The sequence below is a fragment of the Ralstonia sp. PBBBR1 genome (assembly GCF_002256165.1).
Lineage (GTDB): Bacteria > Pseudomonadota > Gammaproteobacteria > Burkholderiales > Burkholderiaceae > Ralstonia > Ralstonia thomasii.
On sequence record NZ_NKIL01000004.1, the window covers coordinates 278,786 to 302,769 of the forward strand.

The window sequence follows — 23,984 nt, forward strand, 5'->3', positions numbered from 1 at the left end:
CTGTCACCCGTTCTTCTTAGATCTTCGACACAGGAGTGTGACCATGTCTCTCATCGTTCAGTCCGGCACGTTTTCCATCGGCGGCCACCAGGTGCGCCGCCTCGGCTATGGCGCCATGCAGCTCGCCGGCCCCGGCGTCTTCGGCCCACCCAAGGATCGCAACGCCGCGCTTGCCGTACTGCGCGAGGCCGTGTCCTCGGGCGTCAACCATATCGACACGAGCGACTTCTACGGCCCGCACATCACGAATCAACTGATCCGGGAAGCCTTGCACCCTTATCGCGACGACCTGCTCATCGTCACCAAGATCGGTGCGAGGCGCGATGCCAGCGGCGCGTGGCTGCCGGCGTTTTCCGCGCAGGCGCTGACCGAAGCCGTGCACGACAATCTGCGCAACCTCGGCCTGGATGTGCTGGACGTGGTGAATTTGCGGATCATGTTCGACACGCATGGCCCGGCCGAAGGGTCGATCGAGGCACCCCTCACCGCCCTGGCGGAACTGCAACGGCAGGGGCTGGTGCGGCACATCGGGCTGAGCAACGTCACGGCCAACCAGATCGCAGAAGGACGGCGCATCTGCGAGATCGTCTGCGTGCAGAACCACTACAACCTCGCCCACAGAAACGACGACGGGCTGATCGACGTATTGGCCGCCGACGGCATCGCGTATGTCCCGTACTTTCCACTGGGAGGTTTCAGCCCGCTGCAGTCGTCCGCGCTCAACGATGTCGCAGCGCGGCTTGGCGCCACACCGATGCAGACCGCACTCGCCTGGCTGCTGCAACGGTCGCCGAACATTCTGCTGATCCCGGGCACCTCGTCGGTCGCCCACCTGCGCGAGAATCTTGGCGCAGCGGCGATTGCGTTGCCGGAAGATGCGATGCGCGAACTCGACGCTGTCGCACTTTCCACGGACGAGGCCGCCTGATCCGACGTCCCGCCCTTGGCATCTGCGGCGCCCGTCGATTCCGTTCGGGCGCTGCTCTATCATTGCCGACGACCTGACTGCGCGGGACCATCATGGAGCTTCGGCATCTTCGCTATTTCATCGCTGTTGCCGAGCTGCGCAGCGTGCGGGCGGCTTCGGAGCAGTTGCACGTCACGCAGCCGGCCATCTCGCGCCAGATCCAGGACCTTGAAGACGCCATCGGTGCAGCGCTGTTCGAGCGCACGCCACGCGGCCTGAAGCTGACGGCCGCAGGCAGCGCATACCTCGATGAGGCCCGCGACATCCTCACGCGCGTGGACGCGGCAAACCGTCTGGCGCGGCGCATTGCAGACGGCGTGCACGGTCAACTGCGGATCGGTTTTGTCGAGAACGCCGCGTGGATCGGCATCGTCTCGCAGGCATTCAGCGCCTTCCGGCAGATCGCGCCCGACGTCGCGCTCGAACTCACGCCGATGAACACGCCGGAGCAGTTCGACGCGATTGCCGCGGGCCAACTCGACGGCGGCTTCTGTTACCGCTTCGGCACGTTGCCTCAGGGCATCACCGGCGTGCCCGTGCTCGAGCAGAACGTCGTGCTTGCGGTGCCGCAGTCTTGGTCCCTCGGCAGCGAACACGCAGTTCTCGCCAGCGAGCTTGCGGGCACGCCATTCATCGCGTTTCCGCGCCGCATTTATCCCGCCTACTACGACCGCCTCCTGTCAGCCTGCGCCGAACGCGGGCTCACGCTCGATATCCGCCAGGAGGCATCGACGGAGACCGCCATCCTGTCGCTCGTATCTGCCGGCATGGGCGCGGCCATCGTCAACGCCGCCAACCGCCATCGACCACCTGCCCGCGTGCGCTTTGTCGAACTGCGCGATCTCTCGGTGCCGCTGCCGCTGGAATTCTGCTTCCTTTCGGCGCACACCAACGCGGCACTCAAGCGTTTCATCGCCCAGTTGCAGTAGCGCCCCAAGGGCACGCCGGACGCGATGCCTGCAAGGCATCGGCCGCCGCAGAAATCAGCATTGGTCGCGCTTTTCAGCGTCGGCGATAGTGAAGACACCTCATCTTCACGCTTGCCGCCATGACAACTTCTGCCTCGCTCATCGCCACCGACATCGACTTCGACCGCGTCGGCTTCCAGACCGGAACGCTGCGCCTGCCGTGGTCACATGACCGCTCCGCCTACGGGCATATTCCGATTCCCATTGCGGTGTGCAATGCCGGCGCCGGCACGGGCCCGACCGTGCTGCTCACGGGTGGCAATCACGGGGACGAATACGAAGGCCCTGTCGCCCTGATGAAACTGCTCCAGCGGCTTCCATCGATGGCCACGCGTGGCCGGTTGATCGTGATTCCGGGCCTGAATTTCCCGGCCCTCATCAATGGCTCGCGCACCTCCCCGATCGACCGGGGCAACCTGAACCGCATGTTTCCTGGTGTGCGCAACGGACAGCCGACCGAGATGATTGCGCACTATGTCGAAACCGAACTGCTGCCGCGCGCAGATGTCGTGATTGACCTTCACGCCGGCGGCGCATCGTTCGACCATCTGCCGACGCTGCTGGCGTCCCCGCCGGCGCACGGTGAACAACGCGCGCTGTACCTGGACATGGTGCGCGAGTTCGGCGCGCCGCACACCATGATCATGGATCTGCTTGGCGAAGACCGGACCTTCGCCGCTGCCGCCGAGCGCCACGGCAAGCTCTTCCTCTGCGGCGAATTCGGTGGCCATGCCGGCTGCGACGCCGCCAACCTTGCGATCGTCGAAGCCGGTTTGCAGCGCGTGCTGCATCGGCTCGGTGTGATACCGGAGCCAGCGATGTCAGCGCCGCAACAGACACGCTTCCTGCGCGTGGAAGGTGCGCGCCACTACGTGTACGCACCGCATGCCGGCGTATTCGAGCCGACCTTCGCCCTGGGCGACCAAGTCCGCGCCGGTCAACTGGCAGGGCGCCTTTTCGACCCACACCGCCCCTGGGCAGCGCCAGAGAGCATCGCGTTCCGCGGCGACGGCACGGTCATGTGCATGCGTACGTTTGCTCGTGTCGAGCCAGGCGACTGCATCGCGCTGCTGGCCTCGGAAGCCAGTCTCGACTGAGCTGGCAGCCATTCGATTCACATCACCCCATCACAAGACAAGACGGAGACCCACCATGCCTAGCCAAACCCTTTCAACGGAGCCGCCCAACGACGTTGCGCGGCACAGCCTTGCTAGCAATGTCGGCCACCCGGCCTACATCGTTCTGCTGTTCTTTGTGTGCTTTGCCTTCTCGTACCTGGACCGGCAGGTCGTCAGCATTCTGGTGCAGCCGATCAAGCAGTCGCTTGCGCTTACCGACACGCAAATCGGGCTGCTGCAAGGCTTCTCTTTCACGATGTGCTACGCAACGGCGGGCGTGTTCGTCGCCCGGCTTGTCGATCGGTCCAATCGCGTCAAGCTGATCGCCGCCTGCATTGCCATCTGGGCGATCTCGACCACCGCATGCGGATTCGCGACGAATTTTCCGGAGCTGCTGGTCGCGCGTGCCGGCACCGCCATTGCCGAAGCGGCGTTGAGCCCCGCGGCACTATCGATCTTCAGCGACATCTTTGCGCCGCGCCGGGTCGCACGTGCAAGCAGCGTCTTCATGCTCGGGCCGTACGTAGGCGGGGGCCTGGCGCTGTTCGGTGGCGGCATGTTGTTGTCTGCGGCGGCGGGCGGCGCAAATGCCTGGCTTGCCGCGCACCACATCGCACCTTGGCAAGCAGTGTTCATTGCGGTGGGCCTGCCCGGACTGGTGCTGGCCGCGCTCGTTGCCCTGACCGTGCGCGAGCCGCAGCGGCGTGAAGTGCTCGCCCACGCGGCGCGCGCCGAAGACGATGTGCCACCGCTCAAAGACGTGCTGAGTGAGCTGTTCGTGCGCAACCGCTTTTGCCTCGCGTACTTTGCAGCGTATGTCGCGCTCATCACGCTGTTCTACTCACACGCGGCGTGGTTTCCGACGCTGTTGATGCGCCGGTTTGATCTTGCACCGAATGTGGTCGGCCAAATGGCAGCACCCGCTTACATGATTGGCGGCATGCTCGGCGTCGCATGCGCCGGCATACTGGCCGCACGCGTCACCGACGAGACGGCATTACGGCGCGTGTTGGGCTTCTCGGCGTGCGCTGCCGCCGTGTTGGTGCCTGCAGCCATTGCGATGCCGCTGGTGGTGCAAAGCGGCGTTGCGGTGCTGCTCTACGGCGTCTGCGCATTTGCCGCCAGCATTGCGATGGGCCTGGCACCCGTGCCGCTGCAGATCGCCATGCCAAATCGCATGCGCGGCCGGTCGCTCGCCTTGCTGGTGTTCATGACCAATGCAATCAGCGGCGGTGTCGGCCCGCTGTCCGTCGGCTACCTGAATGAGCGCATGGGGCAAACTGGCACCAGCCTGGGAATGGCACTTGCAGTGGTGGGCGGTGTGTCTGCGCTGGTCAGCGCGGTGCTTTACACAATTGCGACACGGCGGGTGCCCGCTGCCAACGCCCGATGACTTTCGGAGAACCGTCATGCTGGTGAAATCTGCTTCCCCCGTCCATCACGTTGGCGCGGCAACCATCACACGCGTTGACGAGACCGATTTTGCGCTGCCGCCGGAACGCCTGTTCCCGCTCTGGAACGAAGAAGCGGGCCACGCGCTCGAAGAGCGCTTTGCCACCGCGAGCCTTGATCTGACCAACCGCCGCGTGCCACTGAAAACGCATCTGTGGGTGGTGCAGGCCGATGGGCTCACCGTCGTCGTCGATACCGGCATCGGCAACGGCAAATCGCGGCCATTCAGCGCGTTGTTCGACAGGCTCGACAATCCTGTGCTCGAGCGTTTTGGGGCCGCCGGCTTTCGGCCGGAACAGGTCGATTACGTCCTGCTGACGCACCTGCACGTGGACCATGTCGGCTGGAACACGCATTGGCAGAACGGGCGGTGGACGCCGGTCTTTCCCAACGCGACGTATGTGTTCGGACAGCGCGAGCGGGACTTCTTCGCGATGCCTGAAGGCGAGCCGCGGCGCATGGTGTTCGAAGACAGCGTGCAGCCGCTGATTGAAGCGGGGCAGGCCCGCGCGGTGAGCGACGCGGGCGAAGAGATCGTTGACGACATTCGCTTCGTGCCCACGTTCGGGCACAGCTTCGGCCATATGGCGGTCGAGATGCGCTCACGCGGCGAAACGGCGCTGTTCTCTGGCGACGTCATGCACAGCGCGATCCAGGTGCACCAGCCGGAATGGAACTCGGTGTTCTGCCTGGATCAGGCGCAGGCGCGTGATTCGCGGCGCTGGCTGTTGGACCGGGCGGCCGAAACGGATGCAATCGTCTTCGCCGCCCATTTTCCGGAAACGTCGGCGGGCAAGGTGCAGCGTTCAAGAAACGGTTTCGAATGGAGCTACGCGCAGGCGCAGGTGTAGCACTGGCAGCCGCACGCCACAGGCCGGCGGCATGCTATGTGGATTGTGCAAACGACTGACGGGCCCCTCTGTCATCACGGAAACGCGATGGAACCCGCCCCGCCGTCTGCAGCGGCGCCACTATGCCGCCTTCATCAGTCCCTCCATCGCCTCACGCACATAGGCAATCAGGTCCGGCCCCATCCACGGGCTGGCGGAAAGCCCCGGCTCCCGCTCCATCGCCAGGCGCACCTTGGCCTGCGTCTGCGGATCGTTCCCTGCATACGAGCGGAACAACGCGATCCAATGCCGCGCAAGCTGCTGCATGGCAGGTGCATGCGCCGGCGTGCCCTTGGCCAGATGCTGCCGCACCTCGGCAATGAGGGTCGGCCACTCATTGGCACGCTTGCCGAAGTTCTCACGCATGAACTGTAACTCTTGGGCCGACAGATACTTCGCGTAGATCGCCAGCTTGGTCTCGTTGGCCGCCTCCATGATGAAGTCGAGCATCTCCAGGCTGATACCGGTGCGCGCCTGCAACACCGGCTCGTTGATGTGCATCGTGTGCAGCTTGGCCGTGAGGATTGGGTCCAGCGCCGCATCCTGCGCGAGCAGCGCCATCCATTGTTTGGCGAGCGCCTGCGCCTCGCTGCTGCGTGAGGCCACCTGGCGCTTCATCACATCCTGCACGGTCGACACCAGCGCCGCCCACCGCTCATGACGGGCCATATCGGCGTCCATGCGTTCGGCGCGGGCACGTTCTTCCTGCGAAAGATATTTGTCGTACATGGTCATCCATTCCAAGGTCGTGAGCCACTCGGTCAATTCGGGCTCCTCCTCGCGCACGAGCTGGCCGTGCAGGCGCAACAGCCGATCGCGCAGCACGCTGGCTTGCGTGATCTGCTGATCGAGCATCGCAATCTGCCGTTCCACGATCGTGGTGAAAGGGATGTCCGGATTGGCCAGGAAAGCCCCGACATCGGCCAGCGACATGCCGAAGCGCCGCAACGCCTGTATCTGGTGCAGGCGCGCGACGTCAGCCTTGTCGTACAGCCGGTAACCGCTGTCGGAGCGGGCCGAAGGCGTGAGCAGGCCGATGGTGTCGTAGTGATGCAGCATGCGCACCGAGAGGCCGCAGCGTTTGGCGAGATCGCCCACTTTCAACAACATGGTGGCTCCTGTCTTCTGGCTTGGACACAGGCTAGGACCTCACACAATGTGAGGGTCAAGCCCGGTGTGGATGGATCGCAATGGACAGCGCCCCGTGAAGATGCAGGCGCTTCCGGCATTCTGAACCAGGCCCCTCTGTGGTGGGGACCATGTCCCGCGAACCCGCGCCGCTGCGTGCGTCACAAAAAATTCATTCAACTCTGTGTTCAGCGGGTCGTTTAGCAGAATGTCCGATCTAGCGTCTGCTGCCAACGTCATGACTTTCTCACCGACTCCCTTGCCCACGGGCATTGCGCCCGAGATGCTGCGCACGGTGTTTCAACCGATCTTCCGCCTGTCGACCACCGAGGTGCTCGGCTACGAAGCACTGCTGCGCGGGCCGGCAGGCTCCGCCATGGAGTCGCCCGCTGCGCTGTTTGCCGCGGCATCGGACACCGCAGGCACGATTGCGCTGGAGACGACCGCCGCGCGTCTGGCCATCGCCAATTTCTCGGCCATGCGTCTGCCGGGCAAGCTGTTCCTGAACTTCAGTGCGCAAGGCGTGCGGCAGTTGCTGCAAGACCACGCGCGCCTGCTGCATGCCATTGCCGACCACGACCTCCACCCCTCGCGGATCGTCATCGAACTGACCGAGCAGACGCCCATTGATGATCTGGCCAGCTTTGCCGAGGCGCTGTCGGTGGGACGCGATTTTGGCCTGCAGTGCGCACTGGACGATTTCGGCACCGGCAATGCCAACCTGAACCTGCTGATCGAACTGACGCCCGACTTCATCAAGCTCGACAAATATTTCCTGCGTGACATTGCCAAGCATCCAGCCAAGCTGGACATCGCGCGCACGCTGCAGCAGACGCTCAAGGGCGGCGCCACCAGCATCATTGCCGAAGGGCTGGAAACCGAGGACGAACTGGGCGTGGTGCGCGACCTGGGCATCCGCTTCGGACAGGGTTTCTTCCTTGCACGCCCCCAGGACAAGCCCACGAGCGACATGTCTAGCCAGGCGGCGCGCGTGCTGCAGTCTTCGCAGATTGCGGTGTTTCCGCAGGCCGTGCGCGTTGGCTGGCGCGCCATCACGGCCAGCAAGCTCTTGCGAATGGCACCCACCCTGCCCCTGCGCAGCAGCAACGACGACGTGCTGCACCTGTTCAACCGCCACCCCGATCTGCACACCGTGGCGCTGCTCGATGAAGACAAACGCCCGCTCGCGCTTATCGCGCGCCGTGCATTCATCGACCGCTATGCGATGCCGTATCACCGCGAGCTGTACGGCAAGAAGCCGGCGCTGGCATTTGCCAACCGGCAGCCGGTTCTGGTGGAAAAATCCGCATCGCTGGAAGACATGTCGGCGCTGCTGATGAGCGAAGACCAGCGCTACCTGACCGACGGTTTCATCATCACCGAGCATGGCCGCTACCTGGGCCTGGGCACCGGCGAAGAACTGGTGCGCACCGTGACCGAAATCCGCATCGAGGCCGCGCGCTACGCCAACCCGCTTACGTTCCTGCCGGGCAACATTCCGTTGAACCTGCATATTGAACGTTTGCTGGAAGCGCGGGCGGAGTTCTATGCCTGCTATGTGGATCTGAACCACTTCAAACCCTTCAACGACCAGTACGGCTATTGGCAGGGCGACGAGATGCTGAAGATGGCCGCCGCCGTGCTGGCCAACGCATGCGAACCCACGCGGGATTTTCTCGGCCACGTGGGCGGGGACGATTTCCTGATCCTGTTCCAGAGCGCCGACTGGCAGGCGCGCATCACGCAGGCCATGGCGGCATTCAACACCAACGCGCTCGCCATGTACACGCCGGCTGACCGCGCCGCGGGCGGCATGCATGCAGAAGACCGCAAGGGGCTGCCGGCGTTCTTCCGCTTCGTGACCATGGCGGTGGGCGCGCTGCACGTGCTGCCCGGCGCCGCACATAACAGCGACGACATCGGCACCGCCGCCGCCCTCGCCAAGCGGCGCGCCAAGCAAAGCGACAGCGGTTTCCATCTGGAAGCCATGCGCCCCACGCAACCCGTGCGGGCCATGGGCTGACACATCTCGGACAACGCTACAGCGTTGCTGGAATCAGCCCCAGTAGCGCGGCCTTCACCACGGCATGCGTCTTGTTGGCGGCATTGAGCTTGGTGACGGCATTGCGGATGTGGAAGTTCACGTTGCGCTCGGTCATCTCCAGGATGGCCGCAACTTCCGCCGCCGTCTTGCCTTCGGCCGTCCAGTGCAGCGTCTGGCGTTCAACCTCTTTCAGGCGCGTGGCGGCATCGGGCAAGACCTTCTCGGCCATGAGCGTGCTGATGCTGGCGTGTGCGCGCTGGCTCAGCCAGATCATTTCGGGCTCGCTGGCGGCCAGTTCGTCTTCGGTGATGGGCGTGGCGCGGCGCACTAGGCTGAAGGTGCCGAAGATGCCGGTGTGGTCGCGAATGGTGTGTGACCACCCGTGGTTGAGCCCGTGCTGGCGCGCGTCCGCCCAGAACGGCGCGTCTGCCGTGGCGATGCCGGACCACAGCACGGGCTTGACGCAGCGCTGCCCAAACTGCAACACCGGGTCGATGGCCAAATAGCGGTTCACACGGTAGTGCTCGCGCCAGGGCTCCGGGTAAGTGCTCCAGCAGAGGGTGTTGAAGCGCGTGATCGGAATCGCTGCACGCAGGGCATAGGCGCAATAGTCGAAACCGAGTAGTGCCACCGCCGGTTGCAGACAGCGGATGACTGCATCGGCATCGCGCAGGCCGTTCAACTGATGCAGCAATGCTGCACGCCAGGCTGTTGCGCGGTCATGCGGCAATTGATCGTGAGCGCCCATCCCATCGGCCTCCAGAACACACACTGAATCGCCGTGCGCATCCCGCTAACCGGCCTTCCTCATTTCAAACGGACGGAAAGCGTGATCGGCCTTGTGTTTTGCTGAGCGCAATCGCTGGCGTTTTGAAACTATACATAATCCGAAACGAATTGCGCGCCGTGCATAACCGATGCAATTACTAGAATTTCTCGAATATTGGAATAGCGCAATACAGAGATAAATACATGGATAGCCAAACGGCTTTGCGCAAAAACACGCCCATTATTTGAATCTGACTTTTAGGCGCGGCATGCCCACATTCCCCCACCACTGTTTGCGCGGGTGTGTTTTTTACAAGCTACCGGTAGGCGAAATTCGTATCATCGGCTTCCATCATTGCCAGCCCCCTGGCACCCCAGGTGCGCCTCTGGGCGCGTCGGCGCATCGCGCTGTCGAAAACACCGCAAAGCGTGCGCCAGCGCCACATTGGGGTGGTGCGATAACGCGACACCCAGCAAGGAGCGCACCCCTCTCCCGCGACAAAACGCCGCAGTAAAAATAACAATCTCGACGTCGTACGTGCAGGTTAATCAACGTTCGGGAAAATTGACGTGTCAGATTTACACACACGTGTGGCGATTTGCTCCCACAGCGGAGAATTAAGGCAAGAACGGCTTTCTTATTGGGGTTTCGCTCTGTCAGCGAAACCCTTACAGTCTGGTCCGCGACTCGCCCTCTCGATGTAGTCGAGACCCCGACAAAAACACGACGGTACGAAGCAACAGGGTTTTTGGCGCGTCTTCATCCTCGTCACTTCCCCGGTTTGTGGCGCTTTTTCAAATCCGGATTGCCCGGAATTGGCGGAGCTTTGCCCAAATCCAGAAATGTGGCGCGGACTTAATGCGGCGGTTGCCCGCTCCACTAACCCACTTGTTTAGGAAGTTCCGTTTCATGCGCTCCACTCTGATTTCACTTGGTCTTGTCGCCAGCGCCGCTCTCGGCCTGTTCTCTGCCGGCGCCCAGGCCAACTGCGTTGCCAATCCGCCCACGCAATCCAACACGACCTTCCCCGCCAGCCTGACCGGCAAGCTCGCGTATCACAGCTACGTCAGCTACGGCGACGGCACCAGCCAGATCTTCATCTACGACTTTTCGGCCCGCACGCTGCGACAGGTGTCGAAGGCGGCCTGGGGCATCCAGGACCCGATGAATGCCGTGTTCAGCCCTGACGGCAAGTGGATCGCCTTCATGGGCATCACCAATAACGCGTGGAATGTGTTCTTCTGGCAAGTCGGCTCGACTAGCATGCCGATCAACCTCACCAATAGCACCGGCCAGACGCGCAATGAAGACCCGAAGTTCAGCACCGATGGAAAATCGCTGTTCTTCAAGCAGAACGGCGATGTGATGCAAGCCGCGCTGTCGTACACCAGCTCGGGCCCGGTCTTCACCTCGACTGTGAACCTGACGCGCACGGCACCGACGCTGGAAAACTCGATGCCGTTTGCAACGCCGGACGGCACGGCCATCTACTACACCACCGGGACGGGCTCGGACATGGGGCTGTACAAGCAGACCGTGGGCAGCACCGCCAAGGTGGCGTTCGACACGCCCGCCGGCCTGGCGACGTACTACCCGATCGTGCGCGGCGACGGCACCGTCTTCTACGCCCGCTGGCTCGACGCCACCAGCCAGGCTGACCAGATCTACACCAAGGTCAACCCGAGCGACACGCCAAACCAGCTCACGCTCAACGATTGCAACAGCAACAACTCCGACCCATCGCCCGTGAACAACACGAACTACGTGTTCTTCTCCTCGACCAGCGCCGGTGGCTATCAGCTCTACCTGGGCGATGCGAGCACCGGTCAGCGCTGGAGCCTGTCGCAGTTTGGTGTGAACTCGGACACGACCAAGGCGAAGCTCGGTTCGAACTACTACGCTGGCACGCCGACGGTCGCTGCGCAGGCGGTGACGCTGCTCTCGCAGGGCAAGCCGGCCAGGGCGTCGTCCAGCTACAGCGCCAGCCTCGGCCCGGCCTACGCGTTCGACGGCGACACGACCAACACGCGCTGGGATTCGGTGGAAGGCGTTGCCGGCGCACAATGGCTGATGGTCGATCTGGGTTCGACCCGCACCATCACCGGTGTCGACCTGTACTGGGACGCGGGCGCCAAGGTGTACTACATCCAGACCTCGAACGACGGCTTGACCTGGACGAACATCTACTCGACCTCGAGCGGCGCTTCGTGGGGTCACACAGCGCTGGCCAACCTCAAGGGCAGCGGTCGCTATGTGCGCATGTACGGCACGCAGCGCGCCACGCAGTGGGGTTACTCGCTGGATGAAATGCAGGTGTGGGGCTACTAAGCCGCGGTATCCGCATCAGCATCGTCTGACATGACAAACGCCCCGGTGGCTTCGGCCATCGGGGCGTTTGTCATTGGTCATGGGGTCGATGAGCGACCCGCATTGGGACCTACCCCTAGATTGTCAAAAGCTGAACATTCAGCCTGGGCACGACTCGGCACGATGGCGTCTCCGCACCACGCCAGAGGATCGACGATGCCCACCCACAAATCGCCGCACCCCCCTGCGCACGGCATGAGCCGGCGCGATTTCCTGACGCTCAGCACTGCCGCCGCCGGCCTTGGCGCGCTGGGCCTGACCCTGCCGGAAGGCGCGCATGCCGCCGACGCCAACTGGCATGCGGGCCAGCTCGCGCACCTGATCCCGGCAGCCAGCCACGAACGCTTTCTCATCAAGGCATCGTTCCACGCACCGCTTGCACGTGCGCCGTGGCTGATGGTCAACGGCACGCGCGTCGCCGGCGAGCAAACCGATGCCGCCGGCCGCTTCTGGCGCTTCGATGCGCGCGGCCTGCAGCCTGCCACGCAATACACGCTGCGCATTGTCGATGCCGGCGGCAAGCCGCTGGCCGACGCGTGGCCGCTGCGCACCTTTCCGGCGCCCGATGCCGCGCCCGCGCGCCTGCGCATCCTGGCCTACACCTGCGCTGGCGGTTATGACGGCCCCCCGGTGGCCGGCAAGACCGCGTGGCTCGACATGAACGCACGCCGCCGGCTGCTGGCACGCGGTATGTCGTTCGCGCCCGACACCGTCATCGCCAACGGCGACCACATCTATTGGGATCTGCAGACCTCGCAGAACAAGCCCTTCGCACGCCAGGTGCGCGAACTGATGTGGGCGAAGTTTGGCGGCGCGATCGACACATCGGTGCCGATGTCGCACCCGAAGAACGAAGCCATCTTTACGCGCGTGTGCGACTACCAGATCCGCGGGCTGTACGGCACCACACTGCGCTCCACACCCGCGTATTTCCTGACCGACGACCATGACACCTTCGAGAACGACGAGTTCGACGACAAGGTCGCCACCCTGCCGCCGGAGCCTTACGGGCTGGTCGGCGCAGAGCTGACGCAGCGCCGCTACTACCCCGAGTTTCTGCCCGACGCCAACCGCCCCGTGTGGCTGCCCGGTGGAGACAAGGCCGGCATGCCCACCGACACCAACAGCGCCTTCGGCACGCTGCGCTACGGCGCGCTGCTCGAAGCTGTGCTGTACGACTGCCGGCGCTTTCTCGACAACAAGGGCATCCACGCACGCGTGGTGCCGCAGTGGGTGGAAGATTGGCTCGTGGCGCGCACACGCGCTGAAGACACCGCGCACTTCTTCCACGTGCCCTCGCTGCCGTTTGCGTATTCGTCGGGCAAGCTGGGCGACTGGTATCCGGACCTGCTCGACAGAAAGACCGGCCGCCTCGTGGCCAACCAGCCCAAAGCTGGCTGGCAGAGCGGTTGGCATGCACAGCATCAACGCTTGGTGGCTGCGCTAGCCCAGCAGACACAACGCGCAGCCGTCATCGTGCAGGGCGACTTCCATGCATCGGCGGCCGGGTCGATGTCGCGTTCGGGTGATCTGGCGCTCGCGCAACCGGTGCATACGGTCATGACTGGCACGCTTGGCACTGGCGACCTCGCCTTCCCTTCAGCATTCCGCAGCATCGAGACCACGCCGGCACTATCCGTCGCCATGCAGGAGGCGCTCCGCCCGACAGAGAAAAACGGCTTTACCATCATCGACGTGACGCCCGAGAAGATGACCTTCTCGCTGTTCATGTGGCGCCCGCCCGAGCCGGTGGACGCCATCGATACGCTGCAGCCGGCCCTGGTGTACGAGGTGCCGCGCCTGGCTTGAGATGCCAGCACACAACAACAAGGAGACGCATGGCGAAGATCTGCATCGTGGGGGCAGGCTCGATCGGCTGTTATCTGGGTGGCCGTCTGCTGGCGGCCGGCGCCGATGTCTCGCTCGTGGGCCGCGCACGCATCGGCAAAGAACTGAGCGCGCACGGCCTCACCTTGACGGACTACCGCAATGGGCGCTGGCACGTGCCGCCGGCTGAGGTGCGCTACATGGCCGATCCCAGCGCGGCCGCCGATGCCGATCTCGTGCTGGTGACCGTGAAGTCCGCTGCCACGCAATCCGTGGCCGATGAACTGAAGCCCGTGCTGCGCGCGGGCGCCATTGTCGTCAGCTTCCAGAACGGTCTGCGCAATGCCGACGTCCTGCGCGCCGCGCTGCCGCAGCAGATCGTGCTGGCCGGCATGGTGCCCTTCAACGTGATGCAGCCTGGCCCGGGCGCCTTTCATCAGGGCACGGCCGGTGAATTGGAAGTGGCGGCATCCCCCGCGCTGCAGCCGTTTCTTGATGACTTCCGCCGCGCCGGTCTGCCGCTCTCAGAACGCACTGACATGGCAGCCGTGCAATGGGCCAAGCTGCTGCTCAACCTGAACAACGCCATCAATGCACTGGCCAACCGGCCGCTGAAGGAAGAGCTGTCGCAGCGTGCGTACCGGCGTTGCTTGGCACTGGCACAAACGGAGGCACTCCGGCTGCTGTCGCGTGCGGGCATCCGGCCCGCCAAGCTGACGCCGATACCGCCGACGTGGATTCCACGCCTGCTTGCCACGCCCGATGCGGTGTTTGCGCGACTGGGCGGCAAGATGCTCGCCATGGATCCGCTCGCACGTTCGTCCATGTCTGACGATCTGGCCGCCGGGCGCACGACTGAAGTCGACTGGATCAACGGCGAAGTGGTTCACCTGGCGGAGCGCCTCGGGCAACGCGCCCCCATCAATGCGCAGCTGTGTGCGATGGTGCATGCCGCCGAATCTGCCGCCGCGCGCCCGAGCTGGTCGGGCAACGACCTGCTGGCGGCCTTGGGGGCGCCGAGCTAGGCGCGGCGGGTTAGTCGGCGCCAGCTTCGCTCGCGCCAAGCAACAGCGCCATATCCTGAATCTCGATATGGCCATAGCGCAGGCGGATCGCACCGAGCTTGACCAGCGCTTGCAGCTCCTTGCTGAGCGTCTGCCGGCTGATGCCCAGCATCATCGCCAACGCGTCTTGCGAGGTGGATATGCTCGCACGCCCCTCTGCCCATTGCGACACATCGCCGTGCGCGAGCGAAGCAATACGCCGCGCCACACGCGCCCGCGTACCGTGCAGCGCCGCACTCGCCAGCGAGCCATACGCCAGCCGCAAGCGCGTCGCCACCAGCCGCGCAATCGCTCCGGCAAATGCAGCATCGCGCATCAGTACTTCAAATTGCACCACGCTCACGGCCAGCACTTCCGACGCTTCCAGCGCGATTGCGCAATGGCCGCGCGGTTGTTGATCTAGCGTCGAGACCCCGCCAAACCAGTTGCCCGGCTCCACCAACGTGAGGATGGCTTCATCTCCGTCGGCATTGAAGATGGAGAGCTTGAGCGCGCCGCTGGCCACGCCAAAGAACGCATGCGAACCGGCATCCATCGGATCGCCCTGACGAAAGAGAAATGCGCCGGCGGCGATTTGCACGGGCACCGTGGCTTCGAACAGCGCGTCGGCAACGTGCGGCGCGAGGCTCCGGAACCAGGGGTTGGCGGCAAATGCGTTCATCACGATTCAGTTTCCGGCACTGAGCCTCGGCGCCCTAACACCCATCCGACCGACAGCACGTACCGGCTGCCGGCTACCACGCGCGTCACGCTGTGCTCGCACGCGTCGGGGCGGAACAGCTTGATACGCCGTGTCTGGAAGATCGGTTTCGCGCAGACAAACTCGCCGCCCGCGCGTGGCGACTTCAGCACGATGTTCAGCCGATAGTGCCGGCCGTTGGTGACGGGGTCGGTATGTGGGGGAATTTCGGAACCATCCGGGTAGCGGATCAGGTAGCTGTCGAACGGGATGGGCCACGGCGCGGTGGCCAGCAGCATCTTGTCGTAGCCCGTGCCCTGGCGGCCGCGCTGCCAGCGAAAGGCGGTGCCGAAGAATGCGCGCAAGGAAGACATGGAAACGAAGCGGCCGGGATGGAATCCGGGCATGTTAGCCGGGAACTATAGGCGCTTGTCGAATTTCTTCCGGTACTGGAACGGCTCCCCGGTGGCACTCATAGTCCAGCTCGGCTACGCGCGTCTGCAGACGTTCCAGCGCCTCCTGCACGGCGAGGTTGTAGACCGCGGGGCCGATCTCTTCGAGAAAGAAACCGAGCAGCGCGCCGGCCTGGATGTTGCCGATGCGCTCGTCCAACTGCTCGGTGAAGTAGCGCTGGATGGATTGGACGGCTTCTTCGCGGACGTCGCGGAAAGCCAGTGCAGAAAAGGAGACGCCGACAGCGTTGTCAAATCGGCAGGCTTTGCGCAAAACGCCGGCGTGCCGAAGCGGCTGAAATGGCGCCATATCGGGCTCTGCGGGCAAGGAACTTGCTGATGCGCGGCGCGGTTGCGCATGCGGGCATGCGTCGCCTATCGTGTCATCAGCACGATTGCATCGCACGCCACGCCTGGGAACCCGCATGCGTATCGAACTGAACCACACCATCGTCTGGTGCCGCGACAAGCAGAAGTCCACGCGCTTTCTGCGCGACATCCTCGACCTGCCCGAGCCAATCCCGTTCGGGCAGATGCTGGTCGTGCCGCTATCGAACGGCGTATCGCTCGACTTTTTCGACAGCGATGCGCCCATCGCCATGCAGCACTACGCCTTTCTCGTCAGCGATGCCGAATTCGAGCAGGCGTTCGCACGCATCCAGGCGAAGGGACTGGCGTACTGGGCAGACCCCGCGAAGAAGCGCCTGGGTGAAACCTACGAACACAACGGCGGGCGCGGCCTGTACTTCGACGATCCGGATGGGCATTTTCTGGAGATCATGACGCGGCCGTATGACCTGGGATCGTAGCTCGCATACCTTGCGCCTCTCGGGCAGCGCGACCAAGGCACACATCCGCCGGACTTCGTAAGGCATCGGCACGATCTTGTACGGCACCGCGACAGGCAGCCGCGCGGATTGCCGTTGCCTTGCGCGCGACGCTACGCCACCGCAGCCACGTTGACCACATCGGCCGCGCAGATGCGATCGCGCCCCTGATGCTTGGCGTCGTACAGCGCGCGGTCTGCGCGTGCGCTCAGCCGATCGAACGATTCGCCGGGCTGCCAGGCCGCCACGCCACCGCTGATGCTGTAGCTGCAAGACTGCGCTCCGGCCGTGACAACGTGCGCGGCAGCGGCCTTGCGCAAGCGTTCTGCCAGGTGCATGGCGCTGCTGCTGTCCGTGTCGGGCAGCAGCAACGCAAACTCTTCGCCGCCAATGCGCCCGAGTACGTCGGTGGGCCGCAACTGTGCTTGCGCCATCTGCACGAACGCGCGCAACACGGCATCGCCAGCAGCATGGCCGAGGGTGTCGTTGATGCGCTTGAAATGATCCAGATCGAGAATCAGCAATGCCAGCGGCCTCGCGTCCCTCAGCACACGGCCAACATGACGGCGCGCCAGCGCCTCGAAGCCCTGGCGCGACAGCGCACCGGTCAGGAAATCGCGGTTGGCCGCATCGCGCGCGTCGGCCAGCAGGGCGTCATGCACCATCAGCATGGCCGACATCGACAGGATGGGCATGATGGCCGCTGCCACCACGAGCAACAGCACGCTGCCGGCGGTGGCAAACATGCTCGGATTGGACGCCGCGTGCAGCGTCAGGAAGTAGACGCCGCGTACGAGCTGACAAACGCCGAACACGAAGGCAATGATGGCCGTGACCCGATACGGATACGTCGATCGACCGGCGGGCGAATGGCGCAACAGCATCCACACCAGTGCCGTACAGAAGGCGGCTGAAAACAGCGTGGTCGAAAACACCCGCATGGGGATGCTGTCGACAGCGTAGCGCCAGTAGATGACCGCCACCCCCACCGCCGTCACACCTGCCAGCAGGATGGGCCACTGCGGCCGGCGGCCGAGAAAACGCGCACAGCCTGCGTAGTACGCAGCCCCACCCAAGGCCAACAGGACATTGGCCACGACAACCGACAGGCCATCGGGAATCTTCCCGCGCAGCAGGATCAACGGCAGTGCCACCACCACGGCCAAGTTGGCGCCAAACCATTCGGCGATGCCTGCCTTGCCGGCGCGCAGCAACGAACCGAGCAACCCCAGCAGCACGAAGCTCATCAGCGCCGACGTGGCAATGGCGACGCCTGGATCCAGCATGAGCACTCCCGCAAGGTCTTTTGTGGCGGGGATTCTACGAAAAGCCGCGCGTTGCGAACATCACCGGGTGGTGGGGCACACCGCAGCCGCTACCGCGGCCAAACTCAACGCTTAGGTCCGAGGTCGTCTACGGCATATCCGCCGGCGGGTTGCAACGCGGCTTCGGCGGCGTCCACCTGGGCAGGCTCGGCGTCAACGGTCAGCACAAAGCGCCCCCCGATCACGACGTTCTGGAATTTGCGCTCGTAGGTCCCGGCGCTTTCGCCGCCGGGCTCGTAGTCGCCGCACAGGAAGTTGCCGCACAAGGCACCTGCCTCGTCACCCTGGTGCGACAGCGCGACGTGCTCTCGGGTAAGGCCGGTGTTCAACACGGCTTGGCGAGCTGCTTCAGCAGCAGCATGGTCTGTGAAGATGCGGACGATGGTCGGCATGGGGGTTCTCCTCGTCGTGGTGAACCCAAGGTTGACGCATCGGCCGTGCCCAGCAACACGCCGGGCCGCCCGCTCAGAACAGCGCCATCTGCCGCATCCCAAACCCGATTGCCTCCTCCACCCGCATGCGTGCGTGCGTGAGCGACCCCTCGATGCCCGAGAGCGTGCCGGCCAGCCAGCGGTAAAGCAGCGGCGCCTGACCGCGGGGGCTCAGGTGGATTTCACCGAGCTTCTTGCCACGCTTGTCGCGGTAATAGTGGGAGCGGTAGCCGCGTTCCCAATGCGTGATTGGGCCGCGCCATCGGCGCAAGCGGCGGGGTTTGGTCGGGAAGTTTTCGGCGGACGATGCCGACGCCGGTTCCTCCCAGCCGAAAGCGGGTTTGGCAAACAGCGGCAAACCTTCCAGATCGGGGTAGAAATCCATCGTCGTATGCTCAGCTAGCCGCGCCGCCGCAGGCTTTGCAGACAAAAACGGCGCGCAGCCCGCATGATACCTGGGTTTATGGCAGACAGCACGTGCAAATGGCCTAGCGGCGCGCATCGGAACAACGCTGCGCACGCCGGACACTTCTCGCTTCGGTATGATGGCCGCTCCCAACCTCATGACACGCGGCAATCGGCCGGTACCGAGCATGAAGAACGCCTTTAACACGTTGATGACACCCCGAATTGCTTGCGCCCTGTTGTTGGCGGCAAGCTGCGTCGCCCCGGCTCACGCGCAGGAAAGCGCCTTCGCGCCATTGCTCCGCCATCTGGCCGATCGCCTCGTTACCGCGGATCAGGTCGCACTGAGCAAATGGGACAGCGGCCAGCCGGTCTACGACCCCGCGCGCGAAGCCAAGGTCATCGCCAACGCCTCGTCGCAGGCGACCGCCTACGGCCTGGCGGCGGCGGACGTGAGCGACGTCTTCACAGACCAGATCGAGGCGAACAAGGAAGTGCAGTACGCCCTGCTGAACGACTGGCGCCGGACTGGAGCCGCGCCCACCGCGCAGCGGCAGAGCCTGCCGGAGGTGATTCGCCCCAAGCTGGACGAACTGCAGAAATCCATCCTGCAAGCCTTGCGCGAGGCTGCCACGGCACGCGGCCAGGCGGACTGCCCCGTGCAGGTGGCGAACGAAACCGGCCGTGTGGCGCAGGAGAAATCGCTCGATTCCCTGCATCGCATTGCACTGGACCGTGCAACGGCACGGCTCTGCTCCACCCGCTGATCCCATGAAAAAACGGCGCGGTCCTCAACGGGCACGCGCCGCAGACGAGAACAAAAAAGCCGGCCCAAGAAGACCGGCTATGCGAGAAGAGGCGATGTTCTCAGCGCCGCGACTATCGGCCAAAAATATGGTTCTCATTTCCGGCGCTTGCAACGCCTTGATTGACAAACGTGCCCCCTGGGCCTGCCGGGTCAAACTTCTCATCCGGTAGGCCTGCGCTGCAGCTAGAAATCCGCCTCACCCGCCAAAGTTTTCATTCGCGGTTCCAAAACAAAGAACGAAAATGCCGAAATCGCTCGCAGCGTCTCAAACGTAGCGCATTCGTGGGATGAGCCATTCTTCAATCGCTGCACCCCGCCAGCAAGGCCTGGTGGTCAACTTCTGCTGAGCGAATTCAAGGTCTCGAGCAACACTTCCATGGCCGCGTTGCAATCGGTAGAGTCCTGAGGGTCGGCTAGCAGCGCCGCCAATGCGCGGTCAATCGCTTTGTCCAGAAGTTGCCAATCGTCCGGTGCTCTGGGCCTCAAGCTGGCTTCAGCCGAGTCCCAGGCGACCTCGAGATCCTTGATTCGCGTTTTCGCGGCTGCCAGGTTTCCCTCATCCACGAAGTTGGCCGCGTCGGCGACGATGATTCGGAACGAGGTCAGGTCTCCGAGTTTGGACGCCGAGCGCGCTGCGAAAGCGCTATCCGTGCCCGCAGAGTTTGCATCTGTCGGTTTGGAACAGCCTGCCCCAAGCGACACGAAGACAGCGGCAGCCGCAACGGCGACAGAGCGAGCGATTGAGCAATGAGAATGGCGCATGGGTGTTCCCTCGAGGCTGGCGGTGCGGATGAGTCGGAGGGCCGTCGGTCAATAGATCCGTGCTCTGGGTACCGATCACGCTCACTAGGACAGCGGACAATCAGTAGATCCATGGGATGCAGCGCTTCGTGCGCTACTGCACTATCAGGGCAACAGCCGGTAGTGACGCCATTGCCAAACGGGTTACACCTGACCAAGGCCAGCGCAAACCGCGAGGAAGACGGCGGTAGTTTCTCCGACGGTGGGGGATAGGCTCTTGGGCACGCAGAATGAGAAAGTCACATTAGGAACATTGCTAAGCCATCGCTTGAATCGGGACGATCTGAGCGCATTCACGAGACATGCCTCCTGTTGGGTGCCTCCATCGAGGGCAGTCTGAGTGGCAAAACATAGATGAGGCATAGGGCGTTCTTTCCCGCTCACATGGAACTGCCGTTGCTTCACGCCTGTTGAATGCCGGTTATGCCGGTGTCGTATCCCTAAGCCACCCGCGAACCATCGATACGCTCGGCGCTGCCATCAGCGCGAACATAGCGCCGAGCAGTCAATCCCGCTGCGTGCCCGCTGCCGCTCGTGCAGCCGGCGCCAGCAACTGAGTCCTGCCCCGCCTTTCCGCCGGCAACTGGCTTCAGCGGACGCCCGTGCCGAGCACAAACAGGATGCCGGCCCGAGCAACCCGATGCGGACGCGGTTTGCGCCCCGGATAGCGCAAGCGCCATGGCTTCGCCGGCGGGGCAGCAAATCGATCGATGCCCACCGGTCGTCGATCGGAGGGCGATCCATGCCGTGCTCCTCCGTCTCACCACATGCGGGTTGCGCGCACACCATCGACCACGTTATCGGGTGATCTGCAGGCCCAGATAGACCAGCAGTTGCTGCCCATCTTCGGCGGGCGCTCCGAACTCGCGGCCGACCGCGCCCAGCAGCGTGTAGGTGTCATTGATCTTCCAGTGCATGCCGAGGTTCAGCAACGTGTGGTGTACGCCGGGGGCCTGCGTCCTGCGCACCTCGGCAATGCACTCGCGCCCTTCACCGCAGGCGTGGCCAGCAACGATGCCCGCAATCCATTGGCTATCGCCGCCGCCCGAAACGAAGTTGCGGCCAACCTCGGTCGAGACCCCGAAACCTCCGACATCGGTTGCCAACTCAAGCGGCAGGAAGAACTCGTGCCCGTCGCTCGCAATGCCGCGCCGCGTGGATCCATCGAGCATGCTGTGGCTGTACTGCGGATAGGTCGACACCGAGAACCCCGCCTGCTCCTGATCAATGAAGCGCCATTTCACGCCGAAGTTGCCGGTTCCCAGCCCCGACTTCCACCGCTGGCCATCGTCACGGACAAACGTCCAGGGAATGTCGGCCTTGAGCTGGATGTGATCGCCCCAGCCGTAGTTGATGTCGGCGTCGGGTGCGGCCACCTCCAGGCGCCCGTGCGTACGGGTTGCGATCGCGCCGAGGTTGACCTCCCAATGGCCATCGCCGGGCGTTTCGGGGTCGTCTGTCACCATAGGCGGGCCGCCTTGCGCCAGAGCGGGCCCGGCGATTGCGGCACTCGCAATGAGTGCCAACCAGCGCGCTGTGCGGCGCAGACGTGCTCTCACGCTGCTCGAAAATGGCTGATGCATAAGCGTCTCTTGATGGGTGAAGTAGGAAATGAATGCGTCCGCTCAGGATTGGGAGGAGATGGCGGACATGGGCTCCGGACGCGCGCGCGACGCGCCAAGCGAGTCAAACCCGAGGTAAAGCACCGGCGCGATGAACAGCGTGATCAGCTGCGAGAGCAGCAGGCCGCCCACGATCGAAACGCCGAGCGGCTGGCGCGGCTCAGCGCCGGCGCCAATGCAGGCGCTCGCGGGCGAAGTTCGCACTTGCGTCATACAGCGGCTTGCTCCAGACAACGCTCGTGCCGTACGCAGCAGCATTGCCCAGGGTTAGAGAGCGTGCGAGAAGGGCGCGGCAGGCGCAGCGCGCCCCGGCGACACGCAGGTCGCACAGGGATGCGCCCGACGCTGCAGCGCTACTTCGCGTTGCCGGGCAGCACGTCGTAACGCAGCAGTCCGGCCTTGGTGTCCGCCGAACCGCCAACGGCCACGTACAGCCGGTGGAGTTCGGGTACCAGGAACGCCGTCTTTGCGCCCTTTTCCGAAGGCACCCGCGCGATCTCGTCATAGTGGTCGGCATCGCGCTGACGGAACACGGCAATGTAGTCGTCGCCGGCTGCGTAGATGCGGCGGTTCTTTGCGTCGAACATCATGCCGTTGGTGCGGCCCGGCGCATCGAAGCTCGCCACCGATTGCCCGGTCTCCGTATTGATGACCACGAGCTTGAACGGCTTGCGGGTGATCACGAACAAGCGCTTGTTCGTCTCGTCCAGATCGATCTGCGAGTTGTCCTTCCCTTCCTTGATCTGCCAAGTGTTCAGCAGTTGCCCCGTTCTCTTGTCGAGCACGGCAATCTCGCCCTTGCCGGCAACATTGACGAACACGCGCGATCCGGCCTGCTCGGCCACGATGCCTTCCGTAAAGTCGGTATCAAACGTGGTTTCGCCCAGTGTCTTGCCCGAGTCAACATCCACCCGCGTCACCAGGGTCTTGGCCATCTTGGTAGGCGCGTTCTTCCCACCGGTGACAAACCACAACCGGCGCAACGAGGGGTCGTAGCTCATCACGTCAGCGCCCGGCGTCAGCTGGATCGTGCCGATCACTGCGTAGCTCTTGCCGTCGAGCACCTTGCTCAGGGTGGCGCCGCTGTTGCTGACAAACAGCCGATTGGTCTTCGGCTCATAGTGGATGGCGTGCGGCGTCTCCATGCCTTTGACGGTCTTTAGGTGTGCGCCGCTGCGCAGATCGAAGACCTCCAAGGTTCCGCCGTCTTCGCCGGCCAGAAACAGCCGGTTGCCTTTGATGTCCGCACCGAAGTGATCGAAATCACCGTCGTACCCGGGCAGATCCGTGCGGCTGAGCAGGTGCAAAGGCTCGCCCGCCAAGGCAACGTTGGACAGCAGCGTCGATGCTGCGAGCGCCACGGCGGTGGCGACCGTGCGAATGTTCACTTTCATGGGAGTCTTCACCCTTCACATATGCGGCGCACCGCTTCAGTTGGCCTGCTCGAACAAGGCGTCGTAGCTTGGGATCTTCTTGGCCAGTGCATCCCGCAGCGCGTTCGACTTCTTCAGGTACGCCATTTCCTGGCTGCTGGTGTTCGGGTTGGCCGGCGGATTCTTGAACGCGTAGACCACGAGGCCGATGTTGTTGCCTTTGGCATCGCGCATGGGCATCAGCACGACGAACTTCTTCGGGTTGTCCTTGGTGCGGTTCCAGCGCGGGTCGACAATGGTGATGCCCTTCTTGATCACGTCGATGTCATCCGGGTCGTCCGCATTGCCGATACGCTCTGGGTAGGAACCCGCAAACATCGTGAAGATGTCGGTCTGGCCCGGCGGCGTGCCATGCAGCGTGATGCTCAGCAGTTCCGGATGCTTGGACATCGTCTCGTCAGACAGCTTCTGGCCGTAGATCTTGTGGGACGGCGGTGTCCAGTTCTTGTCCGCCCAGGAGGGCGCACTGCTCAAAGCGGCCATGCCGGTCAGTGCCGTTGCCAGCGCCAGCTTGAAAAACTTGTTCATGGGTGTCTCCGTTCTTGAGATGTCGTTGGTCGCATCCGATCTGTGGAAGCGTGAGCCCAGTCTAGGGGGGGACTCTGTA

General features: G+C 63.8%; 23 protein-coding genes and 1 pseudogene. 11 read left to right on the forward strand and 13 right to left on the reverse strand.

Going from position 1 to position 23,984, the window contains the following annotated elements; all coding sequences use genetic code 11:
• Nucleotides 1-43 precede the first annotated feature (43 nt).
• The 5 genes from CFE42_RS07460 to CFE42_RS07480 all read left to right on the forward strand — a co-directional run bounded on the left by CFE42_RS07460 (nucleotide 44) and on the right by CFE42_RS07480 (nucleotide 5,356).
• Nucleotides 44-928 (forward strand): aldo/keto reductase family oxidoreductase, encoded by an 885-nt coding sequence (locus CFE42_RS07460; protein ID WP_004631316.1) that lies wholly within the window; start codon nucleotides 44-46, stop codon nucleotides 926-928.
• Nucleotides 929-1,020: 92 nt separating this feature from the next.
• Nucleotides 1,021-1,896 carry a LysR family transcriptional regulator gene (locus CFE42_RS07465; protein WP_004631315.1) on the forward strand — a complete coding sequence of 292 codons (876 nt, stop codon included), beginning with the start codon at nucleotides 1,021-1,023 and terminating at the stop codon, nucleotides 1,894-1,896.
• Nucleotides 1,897-2,015: 119 nt separating this feature from the next.
• On the forward strand, nucleotides 2,016-3,032 hold the full coding sequence (locus CFE42_RS07470; RefSeq protein ID WP_004631314.1) for a succinylglutamate desuccinylase/aspartoacylase family protein: 1,017 nt from the start codon (nucleotides 2,016-2,018) through the stop codon (nucleotides 3,030-3,032).
• Between the two features lie 55 nt (nucleotides 3,033-3,087).
• Nucleotides 3,088-4,446, forward strand: coding sequence for an MFS transporter (locus CFE42_RS07475; protein ID WP_004631313.1), 1,359 nt, complete (start codon nucleotides 3,088-3,090; stop codon nucleotides 4,444-4,446).
• A 16-nt stretch (nucleotides 4,447-4,462) separates the two neighbouring features.
• The gene (locus tag CFE42_RS07480; protein ID WP_004631312.1) at nucleotides 4,463-5,356 is read left to right on the forward strand and encodes an MBL fold metallo-hydrolase; all 894 of its coding nucleotides are present in this window, start codon (nucleotides 4,463-4,465) and stop codon (nucleotides 5,354-5,356) included.
• Nucleotides 5,357-5,476: 120 nt separating this feature from the next.
• Here CFE42_RS07480 and CFE42_RS07485 read toward each other — a convergent pair whose 3' ends face one another.
• Nucleotides 5,477-6,505 (reverse strand): MerR family transcriptional regulator, encoded by a 1,029-nt coding sequence (locus CFE42_RS07485; protein WP_004631311.1) that lies wholly within the window; start codon nucleotides 6,503-6,505, stop codon nucleotides 5,477-5,479.
• A gap of 256 nt (nucleotides 6,506-6,761) precedes the next feature.
• On the opposite strand from CFE42_RS07485, the gene CFE42_RS07490 reads away from it, so the two are divergent.
• Nucleotides 6,762-8,546: a phosphodiesterase gene (locus tag CFE42_RS07490; protein ID WP_235202083.1), complete on the forward strand. Its 1,785-nt coding sequence runs from the start codon at nucleotides 6,762-6,764 to the stop codon at nucleotides 8,544-8,546.
• Between the two features lie 16 nt (nucleotides 8,547-8,562).
• Here the strand turns inward: CFE42_RS07490 and CFE42_RS07495 are convergent, their stop codons facing one another.
• On the reverse strand, nucleotides 8,563-9,315 hold the full coding sequence (locus tag CFE42_RS07495; protein WP_004631309.1) for an autoinducer binding domain-containing protein: 753 nt from the start codon (nucleotides 9,313-9,315) through the stop codon (nucleotides 8,563-8,565).
• A gap of 930 nt (nucleotides 9,316-10,245) precedes the next feature.
• Between CFE42_RS07495 and CFE42_RS07500 the strand changes: the two genes are divergently transcribed.
• From CFE42_RS07500 to CFE42_RS07510, 3 genes are all read left to right on the forward strand, one after another.
• Complete coding sequence (locus tag CFE42_RS07500; protein ID WP_004631308.1) at nucleotides 10,246-11,664, forward strand: discoidin domain-containing protein; 1,419 nt, start codon at nucleotides 10,246-10,248, stop codon at nucleotides 11,662-11,664.
• A gap of 195 nt (nucleotides 11,665-11,859) precedes the next feature.
• Nucleotides 11,860-13,512 (forward strand): alkaline phosphatase D family protein, encoded by a 1,653-nt coding sequence (locus CFE42_RS07505; protein ID WP_024542337.1) that lies wholly within the window; start codon nucleotides 11,860-11,862, stop codon nucleotides 13,510-13,512.
• Nucleotides 13,513-13,541: 29 nt separating this feature from the next.
• Nucleotides 13,542-14,555 carry a 2-dehydropantoate 2-reductase gene (locus tag CFE42_RS07510; RefSeq protein WP_004631306.1) on the forward strand — a complete coding sequence of 338 codons (1,014 nt, stop codon included), beginning with the start codon at nucleotides 13,542-13,544 and terminating at the stop codon, nucleotides 14,553-14,555.
• A 10-nt stretch (nucleotides 14,556-14,565) separates the two neighbouring features.
• Here the strand turns inward: CFE42_RS07510 and CFE42_RS07515 are convergent, their stop codons facing one another.
• The 3 genes and pseudogenes from CFE42_RS07515 to CFE42_RS07525 all read right to left on the reverse strand — a co-directional run bounded on the left by CFE42_RS07515 (nucleotide 14,566) and on the right by CFE42_RS07525 (nucleotide 15,999).
• Entirely contained in the window at nucleotides 14,566-15,255 is a 690-nt protein-coding gene (locus CFE42_RS07515; RefSeq protein ID WP_004631305.1) for a Crp/Fnr family transcriptional regulator, read from the reverse strand.
• Nucleotides 15,255-15,647 (reverse strand): hypothetical protein, encoded by a 393-nt coding sequence (locus CFE42_RS07520; RefSeq protein ID WP_024542334.1) that lies wholly within the window; start codon nucleotides 15,645-15,647, stop codon nucleotides 15,255-15,257. The genes CFE42_RS07515 and CFE42_RS07520 overlap by 1 nt, the downstream gene beginning before the upstream one ends.
• Before the next feature lie 45 nt (nucleotides 15,648-15,692).
• A pseudogene (locus CFE42_RS07525) lies at nucleotides 15,693-15,999 on the reverse strand (DUF2164 domain-containing protein).
• A gap of 151 nt (nucleotides 16,000-16,150) precedes the next feature.
• Between CFE42_RS07525 and CFE42_RS07530 the strand changes: the two are divergent.
• A complete protein-coding gene (locus CFE42_RS07530) occupies nucleotides 16,151-16,534 on the forward strand; it encodes a VOC family protein (protein WP_024542333.1) in 384 nt (127 codons plus the stop codon).
• 131 nt (nucleotides 16,535-16,665) lie between these two features.
• On the opposite strand, the gene CFE42_RS07535 is transcribed toward CFE42_RS07530, so the two are convergent.
• The 3 genes from CFE42_RS07535 to CFE42_RS07545 form a co-directional block, all read right to left on the reverse strand.
• Nucleotides 16,666-17,838, reverse strand: coding sequence for a GGDEF domain-containing protein (locus CFE42_RS07535; protein WP_004632711.1), 1,173 nt, complete (start codon nucleotides 17,836-17,838; stop codon nucleotides 16,666-16,668).
• 104 nt (nucleotides 17,839-17,942) lie between these two features.
• Nucleotides 17,943-18,269 (reverse strand): hypothetical protein, encoded by a 327-nt coding sequence (locus CFE42_RS07540; protein WP_004632709.1) that lies wholly within the window; start codon nucleotides 18,267-18,269, stop codon nucleotides 17,943-17,945.
• 73 nt (nucleotides 18,270-18,342) lie between these two features.
• Nucleotides 18,343-18,693 carry a hypothetical protein gene (locus CFE42_RS07545; protein ID WP_004632707.1) on the reverse strand — a complete coding sequence of 117 codons (351 nt, stop codon included), beginning with the start codon at nucleotides 18,691-18,693 and terminating at the stop codon, nucleotides 18,343-18,345.
• 160 nt (nucleotides 18,694-18,853) lie between these two features.
• On the opposite strand from CFE42_RS07545, the gene CFE42_RS07550 reads away from it, so the two are divergent.
• Nucleotides 18,854-19,480, forward strand: a complete 627-nt coding sequence (locus CFE42_RS07550) for a chorismate mutase (protein ID WP_004632705.1) — start codon at nucleotides 18,854-18,856, stop codon at nucleotides 19,478-19,480.
• 374 nt (nucleotides 19,481-19,854) lie between these two features.
• On the opposite strand, the gene CFE42_RS07555 is transcribed toward CFE42_RS07550, so the two are convergent.
• From CFE42_RS07555 to CFE42_RS07575, 5 genes are all read right to left on the reverse strand, one after another.
• A complete protein-coding gene (locus tag CFE42_RS07555; protein WP_004632703.1) occupies nucleotides 19,855-20,283 on the reverse strand; it encodes a hypothetical protein in 429 nt (142 codons plus the stop codon).
• An 836-nt stretch (nucleotides 20,284-21,119) separates the two neighbouring features.
• Entirely contained in the window at nucleotides 21,120-21,788 is a 669-nt protein-coding gene (locus tag CFE42_RS07560; RefSeq protein WP_024974334.1) for a hypothetical protein, read from the reverse strand.
• Between the two features lie 159 nt (nucleotides 21,789-21,947).
• Nucleotides 21,948-22,157 carry an efflux RND transporter permease subunit gene (locus tag CFE42_RS07565; protein ID WP_004632699.1) on the reverse strand — a complete coding sequence of 70 codons (210 nt, stop codon included), beginning with the start codon at nucleotides 22,155-22,157 and terminating at the stop codon, nucleotides 21,948-21,950.
• A 140-nt stretch (nucleotides 22,158-22,297) separates the two neighbouring features.
• Nucleotides 22,298-23,338: a PQQ-binding-like beta-propeller repeat protein gene (locus tag CFE42_RS07570; protein WP_004632697.1), complete on the reverse strand. Its 1,041-nt coding sequence runs from the start codon at nucleotides 23,336-23,338 to the stop codon at nucleotides 22,298-22,300.
• A 36-nt stretch (nucleotides 23,339-23,374) separates the two neighbouring features.
• Nucleotides 23,375-23,905, reverse strand: coding sequence for a hypothetical protein (locus tag CFE42_RS07575; RefSeq protein WP_004632695.1), 531 nt, complete (start codon nucleotides 23,903-23,905; stop codon nucleotides 23,375-23,377).
• Nucleotides 23,906-23,984 lie beyond the last annotated feature (79 nt).